General features: G+C 62.0%; 25 protein-coding genes. 19 read left to right on the top strand and 6 right to left on the bottom strand.

Translation table 11 applies throughout. From position 1 onward, the window contains the following. Positions 1-63: 63 nt before the first annotated feature. The gene (locus P0D87_RS31255; RefSeq protein ID WP_053859670.1) at positions 64-933 is read right to left on the bottom strand and encodes a sulfurtransferase; all 870 of its coding nucleotides are present in this window, start codon (positions 931-933) and stop codon (positions 64-66) included. A gap of 163 nt (positions 934-1,096) precedes the next feature. Then, entirely contained in the window at positions 1,097-2,203 is a 1,107-nt protein-coding gene (locus P0D87_RS31250; RefSeq protein WP_029971445.1) for an aromatic ring-hydroxylating oxygenase subunit alpha, read from the bottom strand. Positions 2,204-2,491: 288 nt separating this feature from the next. Between P0D87_RS31250 and P0D87_RS31245 the strand changes: the two genes are divergently transcribed. From P0D87_RS31245 to folE2, 4 genes are all read left to right on the top strand, one after another. Further along, positions 2,492-2,800, top strand: coding sequence for an exodeoxyribonuclease VII small subunit (locus P0D87_RS31245; RefSeq protein WP_006047652.1), 309 nt, complete (start codon positions 2,492-2,494; stop codon positions 2,798-2,800). Further along, the gene (locus tag P0D87_RS31240) at positions 2,797-3,678 is read left to right on the top strand and encodes a polyprenyl synthetase family protein (RefSeq protein ID WP_053859669.1); all 882 of its coding nucleotides are present in this window, start codon (positions 2,797-2,799) and stop codon (positions 3,676-3,678) included. The genes P0D87_RS31245 and P0D87_RS31240 overlap by 4 nt, the downstream gene beginning before the upstream one ends. Positions 3,679-3,762: 84 nt before the next feature. Next, positions 3,763-5,670 (top strand): 1-deoxy-D-xylulose-5-phosphate synthase, encoded by a 1,908-nt coding sequence (gene dxs, locus P0D87_RS31235; protein WP_006047654.1) that lies wholly within the window; start codon positions 3,763-3,765, stop codon positions 5,668-5,670. Positions 5,671-5,984: 314 nt separating this feature from the next. Continuing rightward, complete coding sequence (gene folE2, locus P0D87_RS31230; RefSeq protein WP_053859668.1) at positions 5,985-6,791, top strand: GTP cyclohydrolase FolE2; 807 nt, start codon at positions 5,985-5,987, stop codon at positions 6,789-6,791. A gap of 110 nt (positions 6,792-6,901) precedes the next feature. Here the strand turns inward: folE2 and tsaD are convergent, their stop codons facing one another. After that, on the bottom strand, positions 6,902-7,930 hold the full coding sequence (gene tsaD / locus P0D87_RS31225) for a tRNA (adenosine(37)-N6)-threonylcarbamoyltransferase complex transferase subunit TsaD (protein WP_029971448.1): 1,029 nt from the start codon (positions 7,928-7,930) through the stop codon (positions 6,902-6,904). Positions 7,931-8,042: 112 nt separating this feature from the next. On the opposite strand from tsaD, the gene P0D87_RS31220 reads away from it, so the two are divergent. The 5 genes from P0D87_RS31220 to rpoD all read left to right on the top strand — a co-directional run bounded on the left by P0D87_RS31220 (position 8,043) and on the right by rpoD (position 14,729). Next, a complete protein-coding gene (locus P0D87_RS31220; RefSeq protein ID WP_029971449.1) occupies positions 8,043-9,260 on the top strand; it encodes a BaiN/RdsA family NAD(P)/FAD-dependent oxidoreductase in 1,218 nt (405 codons plus the stop codon). 68 nt (positions 9,261-9,328) lie between these two features. Next, positions 9,329-9,541, top strand: coding sequence for a 30S ribosomal protein S21 (gene rpsU, locus P0D87_RS31215; protein WP_053859667.1), 213 nt, complete (start codon positions 9,329-9,331; stop codon positions 9,539-9,541). Positions 9,542-9,790: 249 nt separating this feature from the next. Continuing rightward, a complete protein-coding gene (locus tag P0D87_RS31210; protein WP_053859666.1) occupies positions 9,791-10,237 on the top strand; it encodes a GatB/YqeY domain-containing protein in 447 nt (148 codons plus the stop codon). A gap of 102 nt (positions 10,238-10,339) precedes the next feature. Next, positions 10,340-12,214 (top strand): DNA primase, encoded by a 1,875-nt coding sequence (gene dnaG, locus P0D87_RS31205; RefSeq protein WP_029971451.1) that lies wholly within the window; start codon positions 10,340-10,342, stop codon positions 12,212-12,214. 91 nt (positions 12,215-12,305) lie between these two features. Beyond that, complete coding sequence (gene rpoD, locus P0D87_RS31200; protein WP_082367125.1) at positions 12,306-14,729, top strand: RNA polymerase sigma factor RpoD; 2,424 nt, start codon at positions 12,306-12,308, stop codon at positions 14,727-14,729. 570 nt (positions 14,730-15,299) lie between these two features. Here the strand turns inward: rpoD and nhaR are convergent. Next, complete coding sequence (nhaR, locus tag P0D87_RS31195) at positions 15,300-16,196, bottom strand: transcriptional activator NhaR (RefSeq protein WP_006047663.1); 897 nt, start codon at positions 16,194-16,196, stop codon at positions 15,300-15,302. Between the two features lie 233 nt (positions 16,197-16,429). Here nhaR and P0D87_RS31190 point away from each other — a divergent pair, with 233 nt between their 5' ends. The 7 genes from P0D87_RS31190 to P0D87_RS31160 all read left to right on the top strand — a co-directional run bounded on the left by P0D87_RS31190 (position 16,430) and on the right by P0D87_RS31160 (position 23,087). Then, on the top strand, positions 16,430-17,404 hold the full coding sequence (locus P0D87_RS31190; protein ID WP_053859664.1) for a Tim44 domain-containing protein: 975 nt from the start codon (positions 16,430-16,432) through the stop codon (positions 17,402-17,404). A gap of 332 nt (positions 17,405-17,736) precedes the next feature. After that, complete coding sequence (locus tag P0D87_RS31185; protein ID WP_053859663.1) at positions 17,737-18,927, top strand: aminotransferase class V-fold PLP-dependent enzyme; 1,191 nt, start codon at positions 17,737-17,739, stop codon at positions 18,925-18,927. Positions 18,928-19,224: 297 nt separating this feature from the next. Further along, complete coding sequence (locus P0D87_RS31180; RefSeq protein WP_053859662.1) at positions 19,225-20,058, top strand: ABC transporter substrate-binding protein; 834 nt, start codon at positions 19,225-19,227, stop codon at positions 20,056-20,058. 40 nt (positions 20,059-20,098) lie between these two features. Continuing rightward, positions 20,099-20,815: an amino acid ABC transporter permease gene (locus P0D87_RS31175; RefSeq protein ID WP_053859661.1), complete on the top strand. Its 717-nt coding sequence runs from the start codon at positions 20,099-20,101 to the stop codon at positions 20,813-20,815. Positions 20,816-20,836: 21 nt separating this feature from the next. Beyond that, positions 20,837-21,487, top strand: a complete 651-nt coding sequence (locus P0D87_RS31170; protein WP_006047668.1) for an amino acid ABC transporter permease — start codon at positions 20,837-20,839, stop codon at positions 21,485-21,487. Further along, on the top strand, positions 21,484-22,236 hold the full coding sequence (locus tag P0D87_RS31165; protein WP_006047669.1) for an amino acid ABC transporter ATP-binding protein: 753 nt from the start codon (positions 21,484-21,486) through the stop codon (positions 22,234-22,236). The genes P0D87_RS31170 and P0D87_RS31165 overlap by 4 nt, the downstream gene beginning before the upstream one ends. A gap of 89 nt (positions 22,237-22,325) precedes the next feature. Then, on the top strand, positions 22,326-23,087 hold the full coding sequence (locus P0D87_RS31160; protein WP_053859660.1) for an IclR family transcriptional regulator: 762 nt from the start codon (positions 22,326-22,328) through the stop codon (positions 23,085-23,087). Between the two features lie 3 nt (positions 23,088-23,090). Here the strand turns inward: P0D87_RS31160 and P0D87_RS31155 are convergent, their stop codons facing one another. Further along, entirely contained in the window at positions 23,091-23,600 is a 510-nt protein-coding gene (locus P0D87_RS31155; protein WP_053859659.1) for a GNAT family N-acetyltransferase, read from the bottom strand. Positions 23,601-23,886: 286 nt separating this feature from the next. Between P0D87_RS31155 and P0D87_RS31150 the strand changes: the two genes are divergently transcribed. The 3 genes from P0D87_RS31150 to ppnP all read left to right on the top strand — a co-directional run bounded on the left by P0D87_RS31150 (position 23,887) and on the right by ppnP (position 25,310). Further along, positions 23,887-24,042: a hypothetical protein gene (locus P0D87_RS31150; RefSeq protein ID WP_321175873.1), complete on the top strand. Its 156-nt coding sequence runs from the start codon at positions 23,887-23,889 to the stop codon at positions 24,040-24,042. A 75-nt stretch (positions 24,043-24,117) separates the two neighbouring features. Next, positions 24,118-24,822, top strand: coding sequence for a hypothetical protein (locus tag P0D87_RS31145; protein ID WP_053859658.1), 705 nt, complete (start codon positions 24,118-24,120; stop codon positions 24,820-24,822). A gap of 167 nt (positions 24,823-24,989) precedes the next feature. Next, positions 24,990-25,310, top strand: coding sequence for a pyrimidine/purine nucleoside phosphorylase (gene ppnP / locus P0D87_RS31140; RefSeq protein WP_053860778.1), 321 nt, complete (start codon positions 24,990-24,992; stop codon positions 25,308-25,310). A 95-nt stretch (positions 25,311-25,405) separates the two neighbouring features. Here the strand turns inward: ppnP and P0D87_RS31135 are convergent. Then, the coding region (locus P0D87_RS31135) for a succinate dehydrogenase iron-sulfur subunit (RefSeq protein ID WP_408637086.1) at positions 25,406-26,036 on the bottom strand (631 nt) is incomplete at its 5' end.

The raw sequence follows: 26,036 nt of genomic DNA, 5'->3' as shown, positions 1-26,036 counted from the left end.
GGGCCGCTGCCGCTTATAAGCGGCAACGGCCTTTCGTCTTTCAGACTTAATCTTCGCGCGGCCTCAAGGCTTCGGCCCGGTCGCAACGGGCCGCTTCGGGTCCGAACTCCATTCGCTCCAGGAACCCGCGTAGAGCGCGGCGCCATGCAGGCCGGCCACTTCCATTGCAAGCGCATTGACGCACGCTGTCACGCCCGAGCCGCATTGCAGGACGACGTGTTCCGGCGGCGTGTCGCCGAGCAGCACGTGGAACTCGTCGCGCAGCGTGTGAGCCGGCTTGAAGCGGCCGTCGGCGGTGAGGTTGTCCTTGAAGAAGCGATTGAGCGCGCCGGGAATATGGCCGCCTACGCGATCCAGCGTCTCGTTCTCGCCGCGATAGCGGTCGGCCGCGCGGGCGTCGACCACCACGCGTTCCTTCGAGCCGAGATTGCGCTCGATCATGTGCGCGTCGACGGTAACGGACAGCGGCGCGCCGGCCTTGAAGTCGCCGGTGTTTTGCGGCGGCACGTCTTGCGTGAGCGGCTGGCCCGCGGCTTCCCACGCCTGCAATCCGCCGTCGAGCAGCGCGACCGCGTCGTGGCCGAGCCAGCGCAGCAGCCACCACGCGCGCGCGGCGTACATGCCGCCTTGCGCGTCATACGCGACAACTTGCTGGCCTTGCTTCAGGCCGCGCGATTCCAGCGTTTCGACGAGCCGCTCGCGATCCGGCAACGGATGGCGCCCGTTCGTGCCGGTCTTCGGCCCCGACAGGTCGCGGTCGAGATGCAGATAATGCGCGCCCGGCAGATGTCCGGCGAGATACGCCTTTTCGCCGGCTTCGGGATCGGCCAGATCGAACCGGCAGTCGATGACGAACACGCTGCCCGGTGCCTCGGCGAGCCGTTCCGCGAGATTGGTCGCGGAGATCAAAGTGGTGTAGTGAGTGTGGGGCATGACGTCTCCTCGATGCGGGCGATGGCGGCTCCCTTGCCGGCGGCCTCATGACGCGACCGGATGGCTGGGCTACATCGTTAGTCTAAACAAAAAAAGACGGGCCGAAGCCCGTCTTTCCATGCGTTCGTGCAAACGCGAATGAGGCGATGCGTGAGCGCCGATTCTAGATCGTGCCCAGTTCGCGCCGCAGGAACTCGTGGAAGTGCTGCATGCCGTCTTCCATCGGGCTCTGATACGGACCAACCTGCGACTCGCCGCGTTCCATGAGTGCCCGGCGGCCCGCGTCCATGCGTTCGGCGATCTCGTCGTCTTCACGCGCCGTTTCCATATACGCGGCGCGCTCCGCTTCGACGAACTCACGCTCGAACAACGCGATTTCCTCAGGGTAATAGAACTCGACCACGTTGGTGGTTTTCTGCGGACCGCGCGGAATCAGCCATGACACGACCAGTACGTGCGGATACCACTCGATCATGATGCCGGGGTAGTACACCATCCAGATCGCGCCGAACTCGGGCGGATTGCCGCCGCGAAAACGCAGGACTTCGTCGTGCCATTTGCGGTACGTCGGACTGCCCGGCTGCTCGAGGCCTTTGTGCACGCCCACCGTTTGCACGCTGTACCACTCGCCGAATTCCCACGCGAGGTCGTCGCAATTGACGAAGCTGCCGAGGCCCGGATGGAACGGCGCAACGTGATAGTCCTCCAGATAGACCTCGATGAAGGTCTTCCAGTTGTAGTTGCACTCGTGCACTTCGACGTGATCGAACATGAAGCCCGAGAAGTCGAAGTGTTGTCTGGTGCCGAGGTTGGACAGATCGCGCGCGACGTCGCGGCCTTGTGCTTCGAACAGCAGCCCTTGCCAGTTCTGCAGCGGCGTGGCGCCGAGATTCAGACAGGGGTTGTCCGCGAAATGCGGAGCGCCGAGAAGCTGGCCGTTGAGGTCGTATGTCCAGCGATGCAGGGGACAGACGATATTCTCCGCGTGGCCGCGGCCGTTGAGCATGATGGCCTGCCGGTGGCGGCACACGTTCGACAGAAGTTCGACTTGCGACTGCTGGTTACGAACGAGCACGCGCCCCTCGCTTTCGCTGGGCAAGGCAAAATAATTCCCCACTTCCGGCACCATGAGCTCGTGCCCGACGTAACGGGGACCTTTCCTGAAAAGGGTTTCGATTTCGCGCGTTAGAAGCGCTTCGTCAAAGTAAGCCGTGACTGGCAGTTGGCTGTGAACAGACCGCAACTGCAATGCATTGCTCAGATTGGACATTCCCACTCCCGATGAAGACGTGAAAGCAGTGAACAACCCAACCATCGAAGATTCGATTTAGGGAGCCCGAGATTATACCTGTTTCCCCCTCCTTGGGACAGTTAAGTCACTGATTTGGGTCAAAAATGTCGGGAAAGTTCGGCCTTTTCGGCACAGACCGATCGATTTTTTTCTGCGAGACTGACAGGGCGGCCACCGGCGAACACGCAGCCCGAAGGTGGGCTGGGAGATCGGATTTATCGCTTTTGCCGTAGAATGTCCGACTTGTTTTAATTTTTGCGACTATTCATGGCGAAGACCGCGTCGAACGATACCGCTGCCGCGCCAGCCGAGGGCGTCGACAACACGCCGCTGCCCGAGAATTACGAGGCGGCGCAGGCGGAGCTGGAGGGCCTGGTTGCACGCATGGAAAGCGGCAATCTGAGCCTCGAAGAGTCGCTGTCCGCGTATCGGCGCGGCGCGGCTCTGGTGGCGTTTTGCCAGCAGCAGCTCGAGAAGGTCGAGCAGCAGGTACGGGTGCTCGACGGTGAGACGCTCAAGCCACTGCCCGTGAATACAGCAGGAACAGCCGCTACTGAAAGCGGGGACGACCTATGACATTCGAACAATGGACTCGCTCGGTGCTCGAGCGCGTCGAAGCGGCACTCGAACACTACTTGCCGGCTGAAACAACGGAGCCTGCAAAGCTTCACGAAGCGATGCGCTACGCGGTGCTCGGCGGCGGCAAACGGGTCCGCCCGTTGCTGTGCCATGCAGCGGGCGAACTCACCGGCGCGCGCGCCGAGTGTCTCGACGCGGCGGCAGCGGCGCTTGAAATGATCCACGTGTATTCGCTCGTGCACGATGACATGCCCTGCATGGACGACGACGCACTGCGTCGCGGCAAGCCCACGGTACACGTCAAATATGACGAAGCCACGGCACTGCTGGTTGGCGACGCGCTGCAGTCGCAGGCGTTCGTTTCGTTGACGTCCGATGTGCTGGCGCCGCAGCAACAGGCGGCGCTCGTGCGCGAACTGGCTCTCGCGAGCGGTTCGATCGGCATGTGCGGCGGTCAAGCCATCGACCTGGCGAGCGTCGGTCATACGCTGACGCGCGCGCAGCTCGAAACCATGCACCGCATGAAGACCGGCGCGTTGCTGCGCGCCGCGGTGCGCATGGGCGCGCTGGCGGGCGAGGCGCCCGACGCAAACGCGATGCGTTCGCTCGACGCTTATTCGGCCGCGGTCGGTCTCGCGTTTCAGGTCGTCGACGATATTCTCGACGTCACGACCGATTCCGCGACGCTCGGCAAGACAGCAGGCAAGGACGCGAAGGACGGCAAGCCGACCTACGTGTCGATTATTGGGCTCGACGCATCGCGTTCGCTCGCCGCGCAGTTGCGCAGCGACGCGCACGCCGCGCTGGCGCCGTTCGGCGCACGCGCGCAGCGTCTTGCCGAATTGGCCGACCTGGTGGTGAACCGGGTTAGCTGAACGCGAAAGCCCGCCGCCGCGCACCGTCCCACAAGGTGCGTGTATGAAGTGCGGGCGCGTAAGTTTTCCTACAATGGAACGACGATGTACGACTTGCTGAAAACCATCGACGACCCGGCCGCCCTGCGCCGCCTCGATCGCCGCCAATTGCAACCGCTTGCCGACGAGTTGCGCGCTTTTGTGCTCGACAGCGTGTCGCAGACGGGCGGCCATCTCTCGTCCAACCTCGGCACGGTCGAGTTGACCATTGCTCTGCACTATGTGTTCGACACACCGCACGACCGCATCGTGTGGGACGTCGGCCATCAGACGTATCCGCACAAGATCCTGACGGGCCGCCGCGAACGGATGCACACGCTGCGCCAGTTGGGCGGCATCTCCGGCTTCCCGAAGCGCGACGAATCCGAGTACGACACGTTCGGCACCGCGCATTCGAGCACGTCGATTTCCGCGGCGCTCGGCATGGCTATCGCGAGCAAGCTGCAGGGCGACAACCGCATGGGCATCGCCGTGATCGGCGACGGCGCCATGACGGCGGGCATGGCGTTCGAAGCCATGAACAACGCGGGCGTTGAAGACGACGTGCCGCTGCTCGTGATCCTGAACGACAACGACATGTCGATTTCGCCACCGGTCGGCGCGCTCAATCGCCATCTGGCGCGGCTCATGTCCGGACGCTTCTACGCTGCGGCGCGCGCGGGCGTCGAGCGCGTACTGCGCGTCGCTCCGCCGATGCTCGATCTGGCGCGCAAGCTCGAAGAGCACGCGAAGGGCATGATCGTGCCGGCTACGCTGTTCGAGGAATTCGGCTTTAACTACATCGGCCCGATCGACGGCCATGATCTCGATTCGCTGATCCCCACGCTGCAAAACATCAAGGAACTGCGCGGTCCGCAATTCCTGCACGTGGTGACGAAGAAGGGCCAGGGCTACAAGCTGGCCGAGGCCGATCCGGTCCTGTACCACGGCCCCGGCAAGTTCAATCCGGCCGAGGGCATCAAGCCGGCCTCCGCGCCGTCGAAGAAAACCTACACGCAGGTGTTCGGCGAATGGCTGTGCGACGCCGCCGAACTCGACGCGCGCGTCGTCGGCATCACACCGGCCATGCGCGAAGGCTCGGGCATGGTGGAGTTCGAGAAGCGCTTCCCGGATCGCTATTTCGACGTCGGCATCGCCGAGCAGCATGCGGTCACGTTCGCCGGCGGTCTTGCCGCCGACGGCATGAAGCCGGTCGTCGCGATCTACTCGACGTTCCTGCAGCGCGCTTACGACCAGTTGATCCACGACGTCGCGCTGCAGAATCTGCCGGTGGTGTTCGCCATCGACCGTGCGGGTCTGGTCGGCGCGGACGGTGCGACGCACGCGGGCGCCTACGACCTCGCGTTCATGCGCTGCATTCCGAACATGATGGTGATGGTTCCGTCGGACGAAAACGAAAGCCGCCAGATGCTGTACACGGCGCTGCAGCAGTCGTGCCCGACGGCGGTTCGCTATCCGCGCGGCGCCGGCACCGGCGTGGCGACGGTCAAGCAGATGGCCGCGCTCCCGGTCGGCAAGGGCGAAGTGCGTCGCGAAACCTCGCAACCGGCGGGCAAGCGCATTGCGATCCTCGCGTTCGGCACGATGGTCGCGCCGTCGCTCGCGGCTGCCGAGCAACTCGACGCCACGGTGGCGAACATGCGTTTCGTGAAGCCGCTCGACGCCGACCTCGTGCGTCAACTGGCGGAAACGCACGACGCCATCGTCACTGTCGAAGAAGGCTGTGTGATGGGCGGCGCAGGCTCGGCGTGCGTCGAAGCCCTGCTTGAGAGTGGGGTTATGCGTCCGGTACTACAATTGGGCCTTCCCGACCGCTTCATCGATCATGGCGATCCGGCCAAGCTGCTCGCCGCATGCGGACTGGACGCCGCGGGCATCGCGAAGTCGATTCGCGAACGCTTCCTGTCGAGCGGCGCGGTCGGCGCGCAATCGTCGGTTAAGCGGGTTGCTTGAGCGGAGGCTTAAGCTGGTCGATCGCATCTGTTGACCAGTCAGGCTAGCCGCTCGATCAACGCGCCGGCCGTCACGATGCGCCATCTCTAACTTGAGTCGATGGGCGTGTGCCCATCATCGAACGCCGGCAGGGGCCGGCGTTTGCCGTTGCGGTTTTTGCTTCGCGCGGCCGCTGACGACTCACAAACCTGTCGCTTCGCGAACGCCTCAAAGGGGCGACTCTCCATCCACGAAGACTTCCTTCAAGGAGCGGAGATTTTCTGCGAAGTTGAAAACAGGGTGGCGAGTCAGCGTCTTCCTGAAAGGACAAGAACATGAATCAGATGAATCCCGCCTTTGTGATGCCCGACGTGCAAAGCACGCCGGATACCCGCCAGATTCCGATTCAGCGGGTTGGCGTCAAGGCGGTGCGCCATCCGCTGACGGTGCGTACACAAAGCGGTGATGCGCAGCCGACGGTCGGCACCTGGAACCTCGACGTCCATTTGCCCGCCGATCAGAAGGGCACGCACATGTCGCGCTTCGTCGCGTTGCTCGAGGAGAACAAGGCGCCACTCGAACCGGCGACGTTCCGCACGATGCTCGCCGCGATGCTCCAAAAGCTCGAGGCCGAGGCGGGCCGCATCGAGGTGTCGTTTCCTTACTTCGTGAACAAGACCGCGCCGGTGTCGGGCGTGCAAAGCCTGCTTGATTACGAAGTCACGCTGACCGGCGAGACGCGTAATGGCGAAACGCGTCTGTTCCTGAAAGTGTTGGTGCCGGTCACAAGCCTCTGCCCGTGCTCGAAGAAGATCTCGCAGTACGGCGCGCACAACCAGCGCTCGCACGTCACGATCAACGCGGAACTGGCAGGCGAGGTCGCGGTGGAAGACCTGATCCGTATCGCCGAAGAAGAAGCATCGTGCGAACTGTGGGGCTTGCTCAAGCGCCCGGACGAGAAGTTCGTCACTGAGCGCGCGTACGAGAACCCGAAGTTCGTCGAAGACCTGGTGCGCGACGTCGCGCAACGTCTGAACGCGGACGAGCGGATCGTCGCTTATGTGCTCGAGGCCGAGAACTTCGAGTCGATCCACAATCACAGCGCGTATGCGGTGATCGAACGCGATAAGCGAGTGGTTTAACGCCGACTGATAGCCGGCAATGACTGAATGAAAAGCCGCTTGCTGAAGCGGCTTTTTTGTCGGCATTTACACGGGATGCGTCGGGCGCTACGTGAGAATCTGATTCACGTTCAGCGCGCGAGCGAGCTCAAATCCCAGCGCGGCTTCACCGTAAACGCGTAGTCCTTGCCCGACTGATCCGGCCAGCGCTGAAGCCGCAATGCACCGGCGAGCGCGATCATTGCACCGTTGTCCGTGCACAGCGACAAGTCCGGGTAATGCACATAGAAGTTGCGCTTTTGCGCCGCCGCCGAGAGCGCTTCGCGCAACTGCCGGTTCGCGCCCACGCCGCCCGCCACGACGAGGCGGTTTAACTTCGTGCGCTTGAGCGCGGCGATCGACTTGGTTGCCAGCACATCGACGGCCGCGTCGACGAAACCGCGCGCCAGGTCCGCTTTCGCCTGCTCGCAGATGTTCGCGCCGCCGAGCTTTTTCGCGTGCGTGAGCACAGCCGTTTTCAGACCGCTGAAACTGAAGTCGAGGTCACCGGAATGCAGCATCGGACGAGGCAGCACGACCGCGCCCGGCGTGCCGAATTCGGCCATGCGCGAAACTTCCGGGCCGCCCGGATAGCCTAGGCCAAGCAGCTTGGCGGTTTTGTCGAAGGCTTCGCCGGCGGCGTCGTCGAGCGTCTCGCCAAGGGTTTCGTACACGCCCACGTCGGTCACGCGCATCAGTTGCGTATGGCCGCCCGACACCAGCAATGCGACAAACGGAAACGGCGGCGGTTCGTCGACGAGCAGCGGCGACAGCAAATGCCCTTCCAGATGATGAATGCCGATGGTCGGCTTGTCCCACGCCATCGCCAGCGAATTGGCGACGCTTGCGCCCACCAGCAGCGCGCCCGCGAGCCCCGGCCCTTGCGTGTAGGCGATCGCGTCGATGTCGCCGCGTGCCGCGCCCGCGCGCTCCATCACCTCTTCGAGCAAGGGCAGCGCACGCCGGATATGATCGCGCGACGCGAGTTCAGGCACCACGCCGCCATACTCGCGATGCATCGCGATCTGCGAATGCAGCGCATGCGCGAGCAGGCCGCGCTCGGTGTCGTAGAGCGCGAGGCCGGTTTCGTCGCAGGAGCTTTCGATGCCGAGAACGAGCATGTCTGGTGGGGCTGAAACGGACGCTTGAGAGCGTCCGCAACGCAGAGAAGTAAGCCTGAAAGTATAGCAGCGCGGGCAAGGCGCCGCCGGCCCGCAGGTACAATGCGGCCCCATGGAATCCTTCGATATCGCAGTGATCGGCGCGGGCGCGGCCGGCATGATGTGCGCGGCCGTGGCCGGGCAACTGGGCCGGCGTGTCGTGCTGATCGATCACTCGCAGCGTCTCGCGGAAAAAATCCGCATCTCGGGCGGCGGCCGCTGCAACTTCACGAATCTGTACGCGGGCCCGGTCAATTATCTGTCGGCGAATCCGCATTTTTGCCGCTCCGCGCTCGCACGCTACACGCCGCGCGATTTCATGGCGCTGCTCAAGCGCCATCACGTGACGTGGCATGAGAAGCACAAGGGCCAGTTGTTCTGCAACGAGTCGAGCGACGCGGTTATCAACGTGCTCAAAAGCGAGTGCGACGCGGGGCACGTCGCCTGGCGCACGCCGCTGTCCGTCGAACATGTGAGGCAGGACGCCGAAGGCCGCTTCACGCTCGACACGAATGCGGGTCCGATTGCGGCGCGCGCGCTCGTCGTCGCGACGGGCGGGCTGTCGATTCCGAAGATCGGCGCGACGGATTTCGCTTATCGTCTGGCGAAGCAATTCGGCCACAAGCTGATCGACACGCGTCCCGCGCTCGTCCCGCTGACTTTTGCCGCCGCCGACTGGGAGCCGTTTTCGGCGCTGTCGGGCGTGTCGCTGGAAGTGCGGATCGCGACGGGGAACAAGAAGACGGGCGCCGAATTCGAAGAGGATTTGCTGCTCACGCACCGCGGGCTTTCCGGCCCTGGCGTGCTGCAGATTTCGAGCTACTGGCAGCCGGGCGAGCCGATCCACATCGATCTGCTGCCGAACCAGGATGCGGCTGCCGCGTTGCTCGAAGCGAAGACCGGGACCCGCCGCCAGATCGCGAATCTGTTGTCGGAATGGGTGCCGCAGCGGCTCGCCCACGTGTGGCTCGACACCCATCAGATTCCCGCCGAGGCGCGTGTGGCCGATCTGCCGGACAAGGCGCTGCGGCGCATTGGCGAGGCGCTGTCGCGCTGGACGCTCACGCCCAACGGCACCGAAGGCTACCGGAAGGCCGAAGTGACGCGCGGCGGCGTCGACACCCGCGACCTTTCGTCGACGACGATGATGAGCGCCCGCGCGCCGGGCCTGTACTTCATCGGCGAGGCGGTGGACGTCACGGGCTGGCTCGGCGGCTACAATTTTCAGTGGGCCTGGGCGTCGGGCGTGGCGGCCGGCCAGGCTGCCGCCGAGTACGCCCGGGGGGCTTGACGGCGCAGTGGCTTTGTGTAAAAGCTCTGCTATACTCCTGAACCTTTACAAAGTTCCGTTATTGAAAAATGACGACCATCCGCGTAAAAGACAACGAGCCGTTTGAAGTCGCCATGCGCCGTTTCAAGCGCACCATGGAGAAAAGCGGGTTGCTGACGGAACTGCGGGCGCGCGAGTTTTACGAAAAGCCTACGGCTGAGCGCAAACGCAAGAAGGCCGCCGCGGTGAAGCGTCATTTCAAGCGTCTGCGCAGCCAGATGCTGCCAAAGAAGCTCTACTGATTCTGGTGTTGCCGCTGTTGCAGTCCAACGGAACAACGACAACGAACCGGTGACGGCGCAACCAGTGCCGTCACGGAAAATACGGTCTCTTCGGACCAGCCAGCAGGGTCGCATCCACTACGCACAATTGCGTCAACCCGCTTGAGGAAGCAGTCCCAAGCGGGCGTTTGTGTTCATGCGCTGTTTGTGCGTGCTTGTGCGTATGTCCGACGCGGCCGGTTCTCAATTTTCAACGCATTCAGGTGAGTGATGAGCCTCAAAGACCGGATCAACGACGATATGAAAACCGCCATGCGGGCACGTGAGACCGAGCGTCTTGGCACGATCCGGCTGCTGCTCGCCGCGATCAAGCAACGCGAAGTCGACGAGCGCGTGACGCTGGACGACGCCGCGGTGACCGCTGTCATCGACAAGATGATCAAGCAGCGCAAGGACTCGATCAGCCAGTTCCAAGGCGCGGGCCGCACGGATCTCGCCGACAAGGAAAAGGCGGAGTTGGCCATTCTTTCGGCATACATGCCCGAGCAGATGTCCGAGGCGGAAATCGTTGCCGAGGTGCAGGCCGCCGTCGCGCAAACCGGCGCCGCCGGTCCGCAGGACATGGGCAAGGTAATGGGCGTGCTCAAGCCGAAGCTCGCGGGCCGTGCCGACATGACGGCGGTGTCGGCGCAGGTCAAAGCCGCGCTCGCGAAGTAAGGCGAAAGCGCGGGCTGTGTGTGTGGTTCGCGTGCCCGCGGTTGAGCGTGGCGCGCGCCGCATCGGGTGTTTCAGGCAGTCATTCAGGCAGCGTCATCTACCTTGATTCCTCCGTCATTCCTGCAGGATCTGCTCAACCGCGTCGATATCGTCGACGTGGTGGGCCGGTACGTGCAGTTGAAGAAGGGCGGCGCGAACTTCATGGGGCTTTGCCCGTTTCACAACGAGAAAAGCCCGTCGTTCACCGTTAGTCCGACGAAGCAGTTCTATCACTGCTTCGGCTGCGGCGCCCACGGCACGGCGATCGGTTTCCTGATGGAACACGTCGGCGCCTCGTTTCCCGAAGCCGTCAACGAACTTGCGCAATCCGTCGGCCTGACAGTGCCGAACGAGCCTTCGCCCGGCTACGGAGGCGCAGGCGGCTCGGGCGGCGGCTATTCGCCGGCCGCTTCCAAAGCAGTCACCACCGCGCTTTCCGACGTCATGCAGACCGCCTGCGATTACTACCGCAAGCAACTGCGCGGCGCGCCGGTCGCGATCCAATATCTGAAGAAGCGCGGCCTCACCGGCGAGATCGCCGCGCGCTTTGGCCTCGGCTACGCGCCGGACGGCTGGCAGAACCTCGAAGCCGCGTTTCCGAACTATCGCGATGACTCGCTGGTCGAATCGGGTCTCGTGATCGTCAGCGAAAAATCGGACGCACAGGGTCAGAACCGGCGCTACGACCGCTTTCGCGAGCGGATCATGTTCCCGATACGCAATGTGAAGGGACAGGTGATCGGCTTCGGCGGCCGCGTGCTGGACGGCGGTGAGCCGAAATATTTGAATTCTCCGGAAACGCCGCTATTTAACAAAGGCAGCGAGTTATACGGCCTCTTCGAGGCGCGTCTCGCGATTCGGGAACAGGGCTACGTGCTGGTCGTCGAAGGCTATATGGACGTGGTCGCGCTGGCTCAATTGGGGTTCCAGAACGCGGTCGCCACGCTCGGCACGGCTTGCACGCCGGTCCATGTGCAGAAGCTGATGCGCCAGACCGACACGGTCATTTTCAGTTTCGACGGCGACTCGGCTGGGCGGCGCGCCGCGCGTCGGGCTTTGGACGCCTGCTTGCCGCATGCGGCGGACAACCGGACCATCCGCTTCCTGTTTCTGCCCACGGAGCACGACCCGGACAGCTACGTGCGCGAATTCGGCACGGAGGCGTTCGCCGAGCAGGTCGAGCGTGCGATGCCGCTGTCACAGTTCATGCTGAACGAGGTACTCGCCGGCAAGGAACTGGATCAGCCCGAAGGCCGGGCGCGCGCGCTGTTCGACGCGAAGCCGCTGTTGCAGGCGCTGCCGGCCAATGCGTTGCGCGCGCAGATCATGCATATGTTCGCCGACCGGCTCGACGTGCCATTCGACGAGGTGGCCGCGCTTTGTGAGGTCGATTCGCGCATCGCGGCGGCGGCGCGCCTCGCGCCGGCTCGCAAGGACCGGCGCAGCGTAACGGGCATCGAGGAAAAGACGCTGCGCAATCTTGTGATGTATCCGCGCACGGTCGCGGTGCTCGACGAAGAGGCCGAACAGGCGCTGCTGACCGTCACGCGGCACGGCGAGCTATTCGAGGAAGTGACGACGCACGCACGCGCACTCGGCGATTCGGCGGAGTTCCAGTTGCTCTCCGACCTATTGCGAAACGGTGCAAACGCCCCAACTTTCGAGGAAATCTTTCGCAAAATTCTGGACTATGATGAAAATGTCCGGGATTTGTTGCTGAAGGACCCGGAAGATGCGACCGTCATCGAGGAGCGGCGCGAGCAGGAACGGATCGTCGGAGAGGAGTTGAAAGCGGCGATTCTGAAGATGCGTTACGACGCTTATTGCGATCGTCTCGAGCAGCTTTCGCGGCAATCCCGGCACACGCCGGAGGAGTTCGCGGAACTCGCGGAGCTTAATCGTAAGCGAGCTGACATGAAGCGCCAGCTCGGCTTGTAGGCGGAGCCGCAGAAGCCTGAGTGGTATAATAAAAGGTTTCCAGCGGTTTGTTTTTCAAGGGTTTTCCTAGCAAAGGCGAAAAGGCGATGCGATGGCAAAGACTACAGGTGGAAAGAGCAAAACAGGCCCACGCTCCACGGAGCAGACCGCAAAGGTCGCCTCGGCCAAGTTGGTTTCTTCTACCCGGAAGGTGTCTGCTGCCAGCGTGACACCGGCTGCCAGGAGAAAATCATCGACCACTTCGCCCGCGCAAGCGGAGCCGGCAGGCAAGGCAAAAGGAGTGGCAACGGCGGTCACGAAGACGGCGCAAGCCGTACCGCCTCCGGCTGCGAGGCGGCCGGGTGTCAGAAGCGCAAGGGAAGCGGCTGTCGCGCAGGACGATGCGGCAGTGCGCGAGACTCCAGTATCCACGGTTCAACCGGCTGTTGTCCACCAGCCGCGAGTCGAGACTACAGCCGGTACGGCGAACTCCATGACGAAAAAGCTGAATGAAGTACCCGTCGATGACGACGCAACCCAAAGCGAAGAAACCCCTGTGGCCGCTCCCGGCAAAGTGGAAAAGGCCAAGGCTCGCGACCGCCGTGCGAAAGAAAAGGCGCTGCTGAAAGACGCGTTTTCGTCGTCGCAGCCCGGCACGGTCGAGGAACTGGAAGAGCGTCGTTCGAAACTGCGCGCGCTGATCAAGCTCGGCAAGGAGCGCGGCTTCCTCACGTACGCTGAAATCAACGATCACCTGCCGGACAACTTCACCGAGACCGAGGCGATCGAAGGCATCATCAGCACGTTTAACGACATGGGCGTGGCTGTCTACGAGCAGGCGCCCGATGCCGAAACGCTGCTGCTGAACGACAACGCTCCGGCCGCTTCGTCGGACGACGAAGTGGAAGAGGAAGCCGAAGTCGCGCTCTCCACCGTCGACTCCGAATTCGGCCGCACGACCGACCCCGTCCGCATGTACATGCGCGAAATGGGCACGGTCGAGTTGCTCACGCGTGAAGGCGAAATCGAGATTGCGAAGCGGATCGAAGACGGCCTGAAGCACATGGTGATGGCCATCTCCGCGTGCCCGACCACGATCGCCGACATTCTGGCCATGGCCGAGCGCGTCGCGAATGAGGAAATCCGCATCGACGAACTGGTCGACGGCCTGATCGACGCCGACGCGGAAGACGCGGACGGCTTCTCGGTGCAGGAAGCGGAAGCCATCGAGAGCGAAGACGAGGAAGAAGAGGAAGAGGACGAAGAGGACGAGGAAGAAGACGACGGCACCGCGCAGGCCACGGCCAACGCAGCGCAAATGGAAGCGCTCAAGCGTGCGTCGCTCGAAAAGTTCGCCCTCATCAGCGAATGGTTCGACAAGATGCGTCGCGCGTTCGAGAAGGAAGGCTACAAGTCCAAGTCCTATCTGAAGGCGCAGGAAACCATCCAGAACGAGCTGATGACGATCCGCTTCACCGCGCGTACCGTCGAGCGTCTGTGCGACACGTTGCGCGCGCAAGTGGATGAAGTGCGTCAGGTCGAGCGTCAGATTCTGCACACCGTCGTCGACAAGTGCGGCATGCCGCGCGCCGAATTTATCGCGCGTTTCCCGGGTAGCGAAACGGATCTCGAATGGGCCGACAAGATCGTCAGCGAAGGGCATCCGTATAGCGCGATCCTCACGCGGAACATTCCGGCCATTCGCGAGCAGCAACAACGTCTGCTGGATTTGCAGGCGCGTGTTGTACTGCCGCTGAAGGACCTGAAGGAAACCAACCGTCAGATGGCGGCGGGCGAACTGAAGGCGCGTCAGGCCAAGCGCGAAATGACCGAGGCGAATTTGCGTCTCGTGATCTCGATTGCGAAGAAGTACACGAACCGCGGTCTGCAGTTCCTCGACCTGATTCAGGAAGGCAACATCGGCTTGATGAAGGCGGTGGACAAGTTCGAATATCGTCGTGGCTACAAGTTCTCCACGTATGCAACGTGGTGGATTCGCCAGGCCATTACGCGTTCGATCGCGGACCAGGCGCGCACCATCCGCATTCCGGTTCACATGATCGAGACGATCAACAAGATGAACCGCATCTCGCGTCAGATCTTGCAGGAAACCGGTCTCGAGCCGGACCCGGCAACGCTGGCCGAGAAGATGGAAATGCCGGAAGACAAGATCCGCAAGATCATGAAGATCGCGAAAGAGCCGATCTCCATGGAAACGCCGATTGGTGACGACGACGATTCGCATCTTGGCGACTTCATCGAAGACACGAACACGGTCGCGCCCGCAGACGCCGCGTTGCACGCGAGCATGCGCGATGTCGTGAAAGACGTGCTCGATTCGCTGACGCCGCGTGAAGCCAAGGTGTTGCGCATGCGTTTCGGTATCGAGATGAGCACTGACCACACGCTCGAGGAAGTCGGCAAGCAATTCGACGTCACGCGTGAGCGGATTCGTCAGATCGAGGCGAAGGCGCTGCGCAAGCTGCGTCACCCGAGCCGGTCCGACAAGCTGAAGTCGTTCCTTGAAGGGAACTGATCGACGCGATTGTCTGAAGCGTTGTTAGCGGCACATGATGTCAAAGGGGCTTCCCGGTCGTTTCGCAAAAGCGAAGCGGTTGCGGAAGCCCCTTTTTCATGTAGTCGGCCAGTCAGAAGGCGGGCCGCACGCGAAGCCCTTCGTTGTTTGCATCCGATACGGTAAAATCCCGAGTTCTCAGGGCCTCTAGCTCATGCCTGGTTAGAGCAGCGGACTTAGCAAAGGCTCACCTAAACCATGCGGCTTGGCATGGTGAGTCGTGAATGGGTTGCCTTGGGGTAAGTTAGCTCTGCCCCCTGGTAGAACTGCTCAAATTCGGGGAAACCTCTGCTGCTCGCAGCGTGGCAATCCCGAGCGAAGCTCTCTTTGAGAGAACGTGTAGAGACTGAACGGGCAGGTCGTAAAGACAAGAGACAGTCCAGACCACAAACCCGAAAGGGGCGGCGAAAGCCGTAGCTGGTTAGCATAATCCGTTGGTGCCGTGTTCGACTCACGGGAGGCCCACCAAACATTTCGAAAGCCACTCATCGCGAGTGGCTTTTTTCTTGGTGCGTGCCTGCGCGTTGCCGTCTACGCATTGAACAGTTCGCTGCGCGCGGCGTCGATGATCATCGCGACAGCCGGATGACTGATGCGGCGCTCAATCGAGATCGCGAAGAATTCCTCGACGATCGTGTTGATCTGGCCTACGGTCGTCAGTTTGTGTTCCGCCTGCAACTGCGCCTCGAGCACGGTCGGCGCGAACAGCAGACCGCGTCCTTCGCGGCCGAACGCGAGGGCCATCGCGCCATCATCGAATTCGCCGACGATCCGCGGTGAAATCGCGCGCGACGCGAGCCAATGATCCAGCTTGCGGCGCACCGCCGACTCCGTGCCGGGCAGCAGCAGCGGCAACTGACCGAGCGACAGCGGGAAGCGTTTGCGAACGCCCTGCAGCAGCGACTCGGCGCCAAAGCAGCTTAACGTCGAACGGCCGAGCCGGTGATTGAACGCCTTGATGTTGACGTCGGCGGGAATGGGCGCATCGGCGATGATCAGATCGAGCCGGTGCACGGCCAGTTGCGCGAGCAACGCATGCAGCTTGCCCTCGTGACAGATCACACGCAGCGACACCGGCGCGCTCAGCGCGGGTTCCAGCAGCCGGTAGGCGATCGCCTTCGGCACCGAGTCCGCGATGCCGACACGAAACCGCGATTGCGTGCCGACCTCTTTCTCGCGGCGCACCGCGCTTTCCAGTTCCGAACCCAGCGAAAAAATTTCGTCCGCATAGTCGAGCGCGAGCCGCCCCGCGTCGGTGAGTTCGAGCGTGCGTCCGCTCTTTCTGAACAGCTTCTTATCCAGCGCTTCTTCGAGGAGCTTGATCTGACCGCTCAGCGTTTGCGGCGTGACATGCAGTTGCTCGCCCGCGCGCACGATCCCGCCCGCGTGCGCCGCGACCCAGAAGTAATACAGATGCTTGAAGTTCACGCGTTCCTCCGTCGATTCCGCAACGTTACGGTTTTTACGAACGATCAGCAATAAAAATACGAATTTTCCGTCGTCTGGACTTCGGCTAGATTGAAGGCTCGCAGGTCGTACATTGCAAATTGCCGGCAGACCAGCGGCAAACATGGCGATCGAAGAAAATTACCGTCCGTAAGCTAGTCGCGTGTGAAGACGACGCGCGAGGCGGGCGCCCCGGTTCATCAAGAGAGGTTTATATGCATACGCAAGCCATCAATCAGTTCCGCCGTGTCGCCAGTAAGGTGACGCGCGGCACCGCGACGCTCGGTCTCGCGGCCGTGCTGGCGCTCGGCGCGCTGGCGGCCAACGACGCCGAAGCGAAGCGCGTCGGCGGCAGTCAAAGCATCGGACGCCAGTCGCAGATGGCGTCGCCGTCCGCTCCGGCGCAACGAGGCCAGCAGGCCCAGCCGGCGCAGCAGGCCGCGCAGGCGCCGGCCGCGGCGCCCGCGCGCAACCGTTGGCTCGGTCCGCTGGCCGGTCTCGCCGCCGGCTTCGGCATCGCCGCGTTGCTGTCGTCGCTCGGACTGGGCGCGGGGCTCGCGCAAATGCTGTCGAACATGCTGCTGATCGGCCTCGTCGTGATGGCCGGCGTGATGCTGTTCCGCTTTATCGCTAATCGTCGTCGTCCGGATCTGGCTTATGGACAGGGCGCCGCGAGCCGGTCGCAGGGCAACGGTTCGCCGTTCCAGCACCCGAACCAGAACGGCCAGGCGCGGCCCGATACGAATTTTTTCGGCACGCAGCGCGCCGCGACGAATCCGGTCGCTGCAACGGGCGCATTCAGCGCGCCGTCGCAGCCGCTCGGGCTCGATCAGGCTGAACTGGTGACGTCGGCGAAAACCATGTTCATGCGTCTTCAACGTGCATGGGACGCCAACGAGCAGGGCGACCTGTTCGAGCTGACCACGCCTGAGATGTTCGCGCAGCTCAAGCGCGATCTGGAGGGCCGCGGCAGCCAGCCGAGCCGTACGGAGGTGCCGCAACTCGATGCGGAAGTGCTCGGTGTCGAAAGTACGGCAAACGAAACGTTCGTCAGCGTGCGCTTCCACGGCCAGATGCGTGAGGACGATGCACCGACCGCGCAGCCGTTCCAGGAGGTCTGGAATATCGTCCGAGGCGCGCATACCGGAGATACGTGGCGACTCGCGGGCATTCAGCAACTGGATCGTTAAGCGAGCGAAGGAACTACGCCTGACCGGATGCAATCGGTCGGGCGTGTCTGCGAGGGCGTGCATCTTTTGGTGCGCGCCCTCGTCAAAAAGAACAACGTCAATCTATGCGCTACATGCGCGCCTCTCCTAATACACCGTTGTCGGCGGACCGCATCTGCCGCGGCATCGTCGGCAGCGGTCCCCACGGCACAACCTCTTTCCCCCGGCCGTAAAAACATTTTCTGCGTGCGGTTTTCGCCGCCTCAACGACGAGACACGCACCCGGTTACCGGCTAAGTTAACGTCGGCACCGAAAGACGCGCCCCGCGTCGCGCCACGCAGAGGACGAGCGAATGCATACGGACACTTTGAGCTTCACAAAAACCAACGCCGGAGTGGACTGGGCACGCGTGCGCGAGTCATACCCGAAGCAGCATCCGCTGCTTAATCTGAACAACGCCGCCGTGAGTCCGCCGCCGCTCGTTGTCGAGCAGGCGGTCATCGACGCCTATCGCTTCGTCAGCAAAAATCCGGACGTCAATATGTGGACCGGTCTGGATGCGAAGCTGCCGGACATCAAGCGGCAGTTGGCTGCACTAGCCGATTGCGCCGCCGACGAAATCGCGCTCAACCGGAACGCAAGCGAAGGCCTGAGCGTGGCGATTTTCGGCATTCCATTGTCGGCCGGCGAGCGGGTGCTCGTGTCTCCGTGGGACTACCCGAGCGCACTTGGCGGCTGGCAGCAGCGGCAGACGCGCGAGGGTATTGTCGTCGACACAGCCGCGTTCGATCCGCTTGCAAGCGACGACGAAATCGTCGCCGCGTACTCATCCGCGATGCGTCCCGGCACGCGCGTGCTTCACCTGACGCATATGCTTCACTGGACCGGCAGAGTGCTGCCTGTCGGCCGCTTGTGCGCGCTCGCGCGAGAGCGCGGCGTCATCACCGTTGTCGATGCAGCGCAGTCGTTCGCGCAGATGCCGGTGAGCTTCCGCGAACTCGGCTGCGATTTCTTCGTCACGAGTTTGCATAAGTGGCTCGGCGCGCCCGTCGGCAATGGCATGCTGATCGTCAATCGACAGCGCATACGCGAGACCTGGCCGCTGCTCGCTCCGTTCGATGCCGCGCCGGATGCCATCGACAAATTCGATCACTGGAATCTCGGCACCTATAACTCGGCGCTGCAAGCGGGCATCGAACCGGCGATTCGCTTCCATCAGGCGATCGGCGCCGCCAACATTCATGCACGGCTCGGCGCGCTGACCCGTTACTGGGCAGCACGCGCCGCGGACATCGCTGGCTTACGCTTTCACACGCCGCTCGACACGGAAACGCTCGGCGCCGTGAGCCTCTTTTCTATCGAAGGCGTCGACGCCCTGCGCGTCGAGCGTACATTGCGGGAATCGTTCGCGATTCACGTCAAGTACCGTTGCGTCGGCGAGCTGCAAGGCCTGCGCGTGTCGCCGCATATCTGCATGAACGAAGCGGACCTCGATATGTTCGTCGATGCCCTCCGCGCGGCCGTCAGAGACGCGCGCGCATAAATCGTCGCCTCGGCTAGCAGCAAACGGACGGGCGCTTTCGCGCCTCGTCCGCCATCGCCACCTTCCCCGCCATCGCCGAAAAACCACCGCGCTCGACGGTGTATACCCCATTGCCAGCATTTTTTTCGCATGAAACACTGCGCTTATCTGCTGTGCCGGACACCATTCCGGTATATCAGACGATCAACTTCAGCCGCGCGATCACTTCTGTCCCGCCGATAGCGGACATGCCGCGAAGACCATGCTGATCGCCGTTTCTTCCACGCACGAAGCTTCAACACCAGACCGGGATCGAAAATGAGATTTGTCAGGGAAAGCGCACGACTTGCCTCTTTGTTTGCCGCGGCCGCGTTGCTCACGCTCGTGGGCTGTACCAAGGTGACGCCGCCGGAACAAAGCGCCGGAGCCGATTCGACGCTCAAGCAGGTCTTGCAGCGCGGCACGCTGCGGGTCGGCGACTGCCTGACCTTCGCGCCGTTCGGCTTCTACAACAAGGACGGCCAACCCGACGGCTACGACGTCGACCTCGCGAAAGAACTGGCGAAGCAGATGGGCGTCAAGCTCGAGGTCGTCAACACGACGAGCGCGAACCGCATTCCGAACCTGCAAACGAGCAAGGTCGACGTGGTGTTCTGCAACTTCACGCGCAACCTGGAACGTGCGAAGGAAATCGCCTTCACGAATCCGTATGTGGTGGCGAGCGAGGCGCTGCTGGTCAAGAAAAGCAGCGGCATCAAGTCGATCAACGATATGGCCAATCGTACGATTGCGACAGTGAAGGGTTCGACGAACGGCGACGAAGTGCGCTCGCTGAACATGCAGGTCAAGATCCAGGAATTCGACAGCTCGCAGGCCGCGATTCTCGCGGTGAAGCAGGGGCAGGCAGACGCCATGATCGAGGACAACAACTTTCTGGCGTATCAGGCATCGCTCGATTCGAATCTGACGGTCACGAACGAAGCGCTGGTGCCGCTGGAGTACAACGCGTTCGGCGTGAAGGCGGGCGATCAGGTGTGGCTCAATTACCTGAACCTGTTCCTCTTCAACATCAATGCGTCGAAACAGAATGCGCAGCTCTACAAGAAGTGGTTCGGAACAGAGCCGCGTTTTCCGCTGAATCCGCAGTACTGAATGCGCGCATGCAAGTTGTTGTTCGACGGACGGAGGAACCATGAGCTATGAATGGATAACCCTCGCGGGTTATATGAACGATTTCGTTCGCGCGTCGTGGCTGACGCTCCAGGTCACGCTGCTGGCCTTCGTTCTGTCGATGGTGCTCGGCTTGCTGACCGCGCTGGCGAGCGCGTCGCGCGTGCGGCTGCTGAGAGGTATTGCGAGTGTTTATATCGAGGCGATCCGCAATACGCCGGTGCTATTACAGATATTCATCGTGTTTTTCGGGTTGCCTTCACTCGGCATCACGCTCAACGCTTATACGGCAGGCGTGATCGCGTTGGGCGTGAACGTCGGCGCCTATCTCGCCGAGGTGTTTCGCGCGGGCATCCAGTCGGTGCCGCGCGGACAACTCGAGGCCGCGTCGATTCTCGGGCTCGAACGCTCGCAGATTTTCATGGAGGTTGTGTTGCCGCAGGCGGCGCGCGCGGTTTATCCGGCGATCGTCAACAACCTGATTCAGTTGCTGCTGGGCACGTCGCTTCTGTCGGCAATTGCGCTGCCTGAATTGAGCGGCACGGCGACTGTCATCAATGCTCGCACGCTGCTCTATATCCAGACGTTCACGATCACGCTGATTGCGTATCTGTTCCTTAGCAATGTGCTGTCGTGGGTCGCGGGGCAAATCGGCGTGCGCGTTTTTCATCCGCCGCTCGAAGTGAAGAAACGCACGCGGCGACTCTTTCTTGTCGCACGACAGGCCGATCGCACCTGAGCGCTGAAACCGGAGACCAACATGTCGAGCGAATTGTTAATGACGAGCCTCGCCATCCTGTTTCAGGGATTGCTCGCGACACTGCTGTTGTCCGCGGCGGCGATTGTCGGCGGAACGTTGATCGGCCTGCTCGCAGCGGTGCTGCGGTCGTTCGGGCCGTGGGGCACGCCGACGGTCGCGCGGCTCTATACCGAACTGTTTCGCGGCACGCCGGTGCTGATCACGCTGATGTTCATCTACTTCGGCGTGTCCTACTTCGGCTACGCGATCGATGTCTTTGCCGCGGGCGTCGTCGGCTTGAGCGTTTATCAGGGCGCCTACATTGCCGAGGTATTCCGCTCGGGCATCGAAGCGGTGCCGAAAGGCCAATGGGAAGTCGCGCAGATTCTCGGGCTCAGCAAGACGCAGGCGTTCTTCTCGGTGATCTTGCCGCAGACGGGAAAAATCGTGATGCCGCCGCTTATCGGCCAGTACTTATCGCTGATCAAGGACACGTCGATTGTGAGCATGATCGGCATGTCGGAATTGATGCATGGCGGGCAGGCCATCGTCGACCGGATCGGCAAGCCGGTTGAAATTTATGGACTCGTCGCCGTGCTTTATTTCATCGTGTGCTTTCCACTATCGCAGTGGGTGCGCCACCATGACCGAAGAAGGAGCCTGCTGTCATGACCACAGTCACTACGTCGAAGCCGATTATCAAACTCACGGGCGTCGGCAAATCGTTCGGCGCCACGCAGGTCCTGAAGGAAATCGATCTCGACGTGCGGCCGGGCGAAGTACTCGTGCTGATCGGCGCATCGGGTTCTGGCAAGAGCACGGTGCTGCGCATCATGAGCGGCCTTGAAACAGCCGATGCGGGCGAAGTCTGGGTGAACGACGTGCCGCTTCACGATGCACGTCGCGCGAAGGAGATTCGCGGGCACGTCGGCATGGTGTTCCAGCAGTTCAATCTGTTTCCGCATAAGACCGCGCTCGGCAACGTGACGCTGGCGCTCATCAAGGCGCGCAAGATGAATGCGGCCGACGCGCGCAAGCGCGGCATGGAAGCGCTCGACAGAGTAGGTCTCGCGGACCGCGCCGAACACTATCCGAGCCAGCTCTCCGGCGGCCAGCAACAACGTGTGGCCATTGCAAGAGCGCTGGCCGTCGAACCGGGCATCATGTTCTTCGACGAAGCCACGTCCGCGCTCGACCCGGAGCTCGTCGGCGAAGTAACGGAAGTCATGCGCGGACTCGCGCGCGACGGGATGACGATGGTCGTCGTCACACATGAAATGGGTTTCGCGCGCAAAACGGCCGACCGTGTCGTGTTCATGGATAAAGGCGTGATCGCGGAGCAAGGTGCGCCTGAGCAGATCTTCGTCAATCCGCAGAACGAACGCACGCGGCAGTTCCTGCATCGCGTGCTCGACCATTGAGGGGCCGCACGGCGCATCGCCCGCCGCATGCCAGACTCGCGTCACATAACAGATACAGTGCGAACCCTATCGCTGACGGAGTTGAATGAATGTCTGCACCGGAATCAACCAGGGCCAGGGGAGTCGATCGCGTGATCGGCATTCTGAAGCAGTTGCATATTGCGCGACGCCCGATGACGATGCGCGAGTTGATCGAAGCGACGGGCGCGCCGCGCTCGAGCATCTACGAACTGGTGACCATGCTCACGGAAGCGGGCTGGCTCGAGACAACGCCCGACGGCAGCGTGTTCTTCGGCCGCGAGATGCATTACTACGGCGCCGACTATGCGGTTCACAATGACCTGATCAGCCGCGCGCACCAGGCGATCCTCGCGCTCGTGCGAACCCACGACGAGACCGCGCAGTTGTGCATGCTCGAAGGCAACAAGTACACGGTAGTGCTGTCGGAGAACAGCTCGCGGCCGTTCAATATCAGTTCCGACATTGGCGTGAAGGTGCCGATTCCGTGGACGGCGTCCGGACGCCTGCTGCTCGCTCATTTGCGTGCCGACGAAATTCGCAGCCTGATTCCGGACGATGACTTCGTGCTCGACAACGGCAGACGCATTGACTTCGACGATTTCGTTCATGACGTGCAGCGCGCCGCCGAACAGGGGTATTGCTGCACGGAAGGCTTGTCTCACACTTTCCGGCTCTGCATGGCCGCGCCGATACGCGATCGCACGGGTCTTCCCGTCGCGGCGCTGTGCTTCATGACGAGCCGCGATACCGATCCCGAGAAGCGCGCGACGATGCTTGAAGATCTGATCAGGTCGGCGAAGGCCTTGTCGCAACCCTATGGGCGGTTGTAGATCTCAGCGTGGTTCGAAGTGCAACGACATATGCACTTCGTCGTACCGCTTTCCTTCGACAATCATCGATCCGGGCTCGAGTCCGAACTGTTTAAATCCGAGCGATGAATAAAGCCGGATAGCGGCATCGTTGCATGCGTTGGCCGTGATGTTGACTTGCGTAATGCCAGGCACGGACTGCGCGAAACGGATCGCCTCGCTGACGACGGCTCTGCTCACACCGCGGCCTCTTTGTTCCGGTGCGACGTAGACGCCCCACACGAACGCCTTGTGGCGCAACTTGGTGTGGTTCTCGCGCCCGAGTCCTGCGATGCCTATTAGCTGCGTGTCGTCGAACGCGCCAAAAACTCCGCGGTCGTCTTGCGTCGCTAACTGCCTTTCGATGTCATCGGATGAACGATGCACTTCTTCTTCATAGCTCGACGCGAACGATGTGGGCGTCTCCTTCAGTCCTGAAAGACGCAGGGCTTGAAAGGACAGCGCGTCGGATGGAACAAGTTGGCGAATGAGCAATTTGGCGATCTCCGTGACGGGCGAAGAAGGTGTGCGAAAAGACGACTGTTGAGCCGAAGCAAAATCCTCGTTGAACTCGTCTTCGCCGTGAACTTCAGCGCTTACTTTAAAGGATCACGAGTAATCTGCCGATAGCCAATGCGAGGCTTGCCATTTGATCCCTTGCATGGTGTGCACAGGCACTCAGGCACAATACGAGGCACGCGGCGAATTGCGTTTTTCTTCATCTGGTTTCCGGGGAGTGGCAATGCGGCCGCGTTTCGAACCTTCGTTCAGGAGCCATTCAATGGAAACCAGCATCGCAGTCATCGCAGCCGCGCTTGCCTTCGTGGGCGGTCACTTCGCACACACGTTGCTCGGTGGCCTGGTTGTGTGGCTTGCCGCTACGTGGGCGCATATTCCGCTTTCGGGCTTCGCTGCAGGCATCTGGCGCTGGCTTTGAGTCGGAAGCAAACGTCGCTTCTAATGGTTACGATACATAGATGATTCGTCATCCGAACAGTTTAACGCGCGAGATATGCTGATTTCCTATTTCTCCAGCGGCGATGCCATCCGCAGTCGGCGCGTGAGCGACGTCGTGCTGTCGGGCGTCGTCGATATACCCGTGCCCCCGCAGCGTGTGCTAATGGATTGGGAAAGAGAAACCTCGTCGCGCATGAACCTGGAACCTGGCGACGTCGAGGCGATGCCTTTCGCGCGAACGCGCGTGCGTTGGCCGGACTACCCGCGTTGCGTGCAGGCGATGTCGGACTGGACGCACTCACTCGGATTACCCGGCGTGCTGGCCTCGAGCGACGTCGCGTTGATGGCGTGCCGCGGCGCAAGGTATCACCACGACGCCGAGCAGTATGGCGGCGCGGCGTTCTGCAATCTCTTCCTCACCGAAGACCAGGGCTTCGACGTGCATTTCGCGGCCACAGGTCAGCGTATTCCGTTGACGCGCGGCACGGCGCTGATATTCGACACCGGCCAGCCTCATGGTGTAATCCGTCGCGACAGCAGCGGTTTTAGTGCGAGCGACTTCACGCTGGATCAGCATTGCGTGCAGATGTTCCTGACGTGGGAGCTTCCCATCGAAGACGCGCATGTGGCACGCGCGCTCCACGTCGACTTCGACGTTGCTGCATTGCCCGCCTCGCATCCAGACACAGAGCAAGTGTTGCTGGACGGCGAACCGGTAGTGGTATGCGCGGAGTCTGGCCGCTGGCGCCGGGCCGACTAAACCGCGGCGCGATGCGCATGCCGTTACACGGCCGCGCTCGCCTGTATCATGGCGGGCTTGCATCCGACCGCACGCTTGCGTCGATGGTCGGCGCAAAATGCATACAGCAGCGCTGCCGCCACGCGGCGCACGCGCATTCTTTCACGACGACTCACAGGAACATCGCCATGACGGCCGCTACGCAATTCGATCAGGTTTCCGTTATCAAACGCGCCAACGTCTACTTCGACGGCAAGTGCGTGTCGCACACCGTTCTGTTCGCCGACGGCTCGCGCAAGACGCTCGGCGTGATCCTGCCGGGCACGCTGAATTTCGGCACTGACGCGCCGGAACTGATGGAAGTGCAGGCGGGCCAATGTCGCATCCGCCTCGCAGCCAGCGACGAGTGGAAAACCTATAGCGCGGGAGAGTCGTTTTCGGTGCCGGGCAAAAGCCGTTTCGACATCGACGTGATCGAGACGCTCGACTACGTTTGCAGCTATCTGTAAGCGCGATCGAGCGACGTCATAGGGAAGAATGAAGATGCTGGAGTCCAGAACAGGACTCCAGCCAACGCGGCGATGCGTGCGTCGATGCGTGCGTGTCAGACAGTGCGGCGAACCATCAATTCCTTGATCTTGCCAATCGCCTTCGTCGGGTTCAGCCCCTTCGGGCAGACGTCGACGCAGTTCATGATCGTGTGGCAACGGAACAGACGGTACGGATCTTCCAGATTATCCAAACGCTCGCCGGTCGCCTCATCACGGCTATCCGCGATAAAACGATAAGCCTGCAACAGACCCGCCGGACCCACGAACTTGTCCGGATTCCACCAGAAGCTCGGGCACGACGTCGAGCAGCTCGCGCACAGAATGCACTCATACAGACCGTCGAGCTCGTCGCGTTCTTCCGGCGACTGCAGACGCTCCTTCTCCGGCGGCGGCGTGTCGTTGATCAGGTACGGCTTGATCGAGTGATACTGGTTGAAGAACTGCGTGAAGTCGCAGATCAGGTCGCGCACCACCGGCAGTCCCGGCAGCGGACGCAGCACGATCTTCTGCGGCAGGTCGTTCAGGTTCGTCAGACACGCCAGACCGTTCTTGCCGTTGATGTTCATCGCGTCCGAGCCGCACACGCCTTCGCGGCACGAACGGCGGAACGACAGCGTTTCGTCGAGCGCCTTGAGCTTCACCAGCGCGTCGAGCAGCATGCGCTCGTGCGAGTCGATCTCGATC

The sequence above is a fragment of the Paraburkholderia sp. RL17-368-BIF-A genome, assembly GCF_046054045.1.
In the GTDB taxonomy this organism is placed as follows: Bacteria; Pseudomonadota; Gammaproteobacteria; order Burkholderiales; family Burkholderiaceae; genus Paraburkholderia; species Paraburkholderia graminis.
This window is presented reverse-complemented; position numbering and strand designations above follow the sequence as displayed.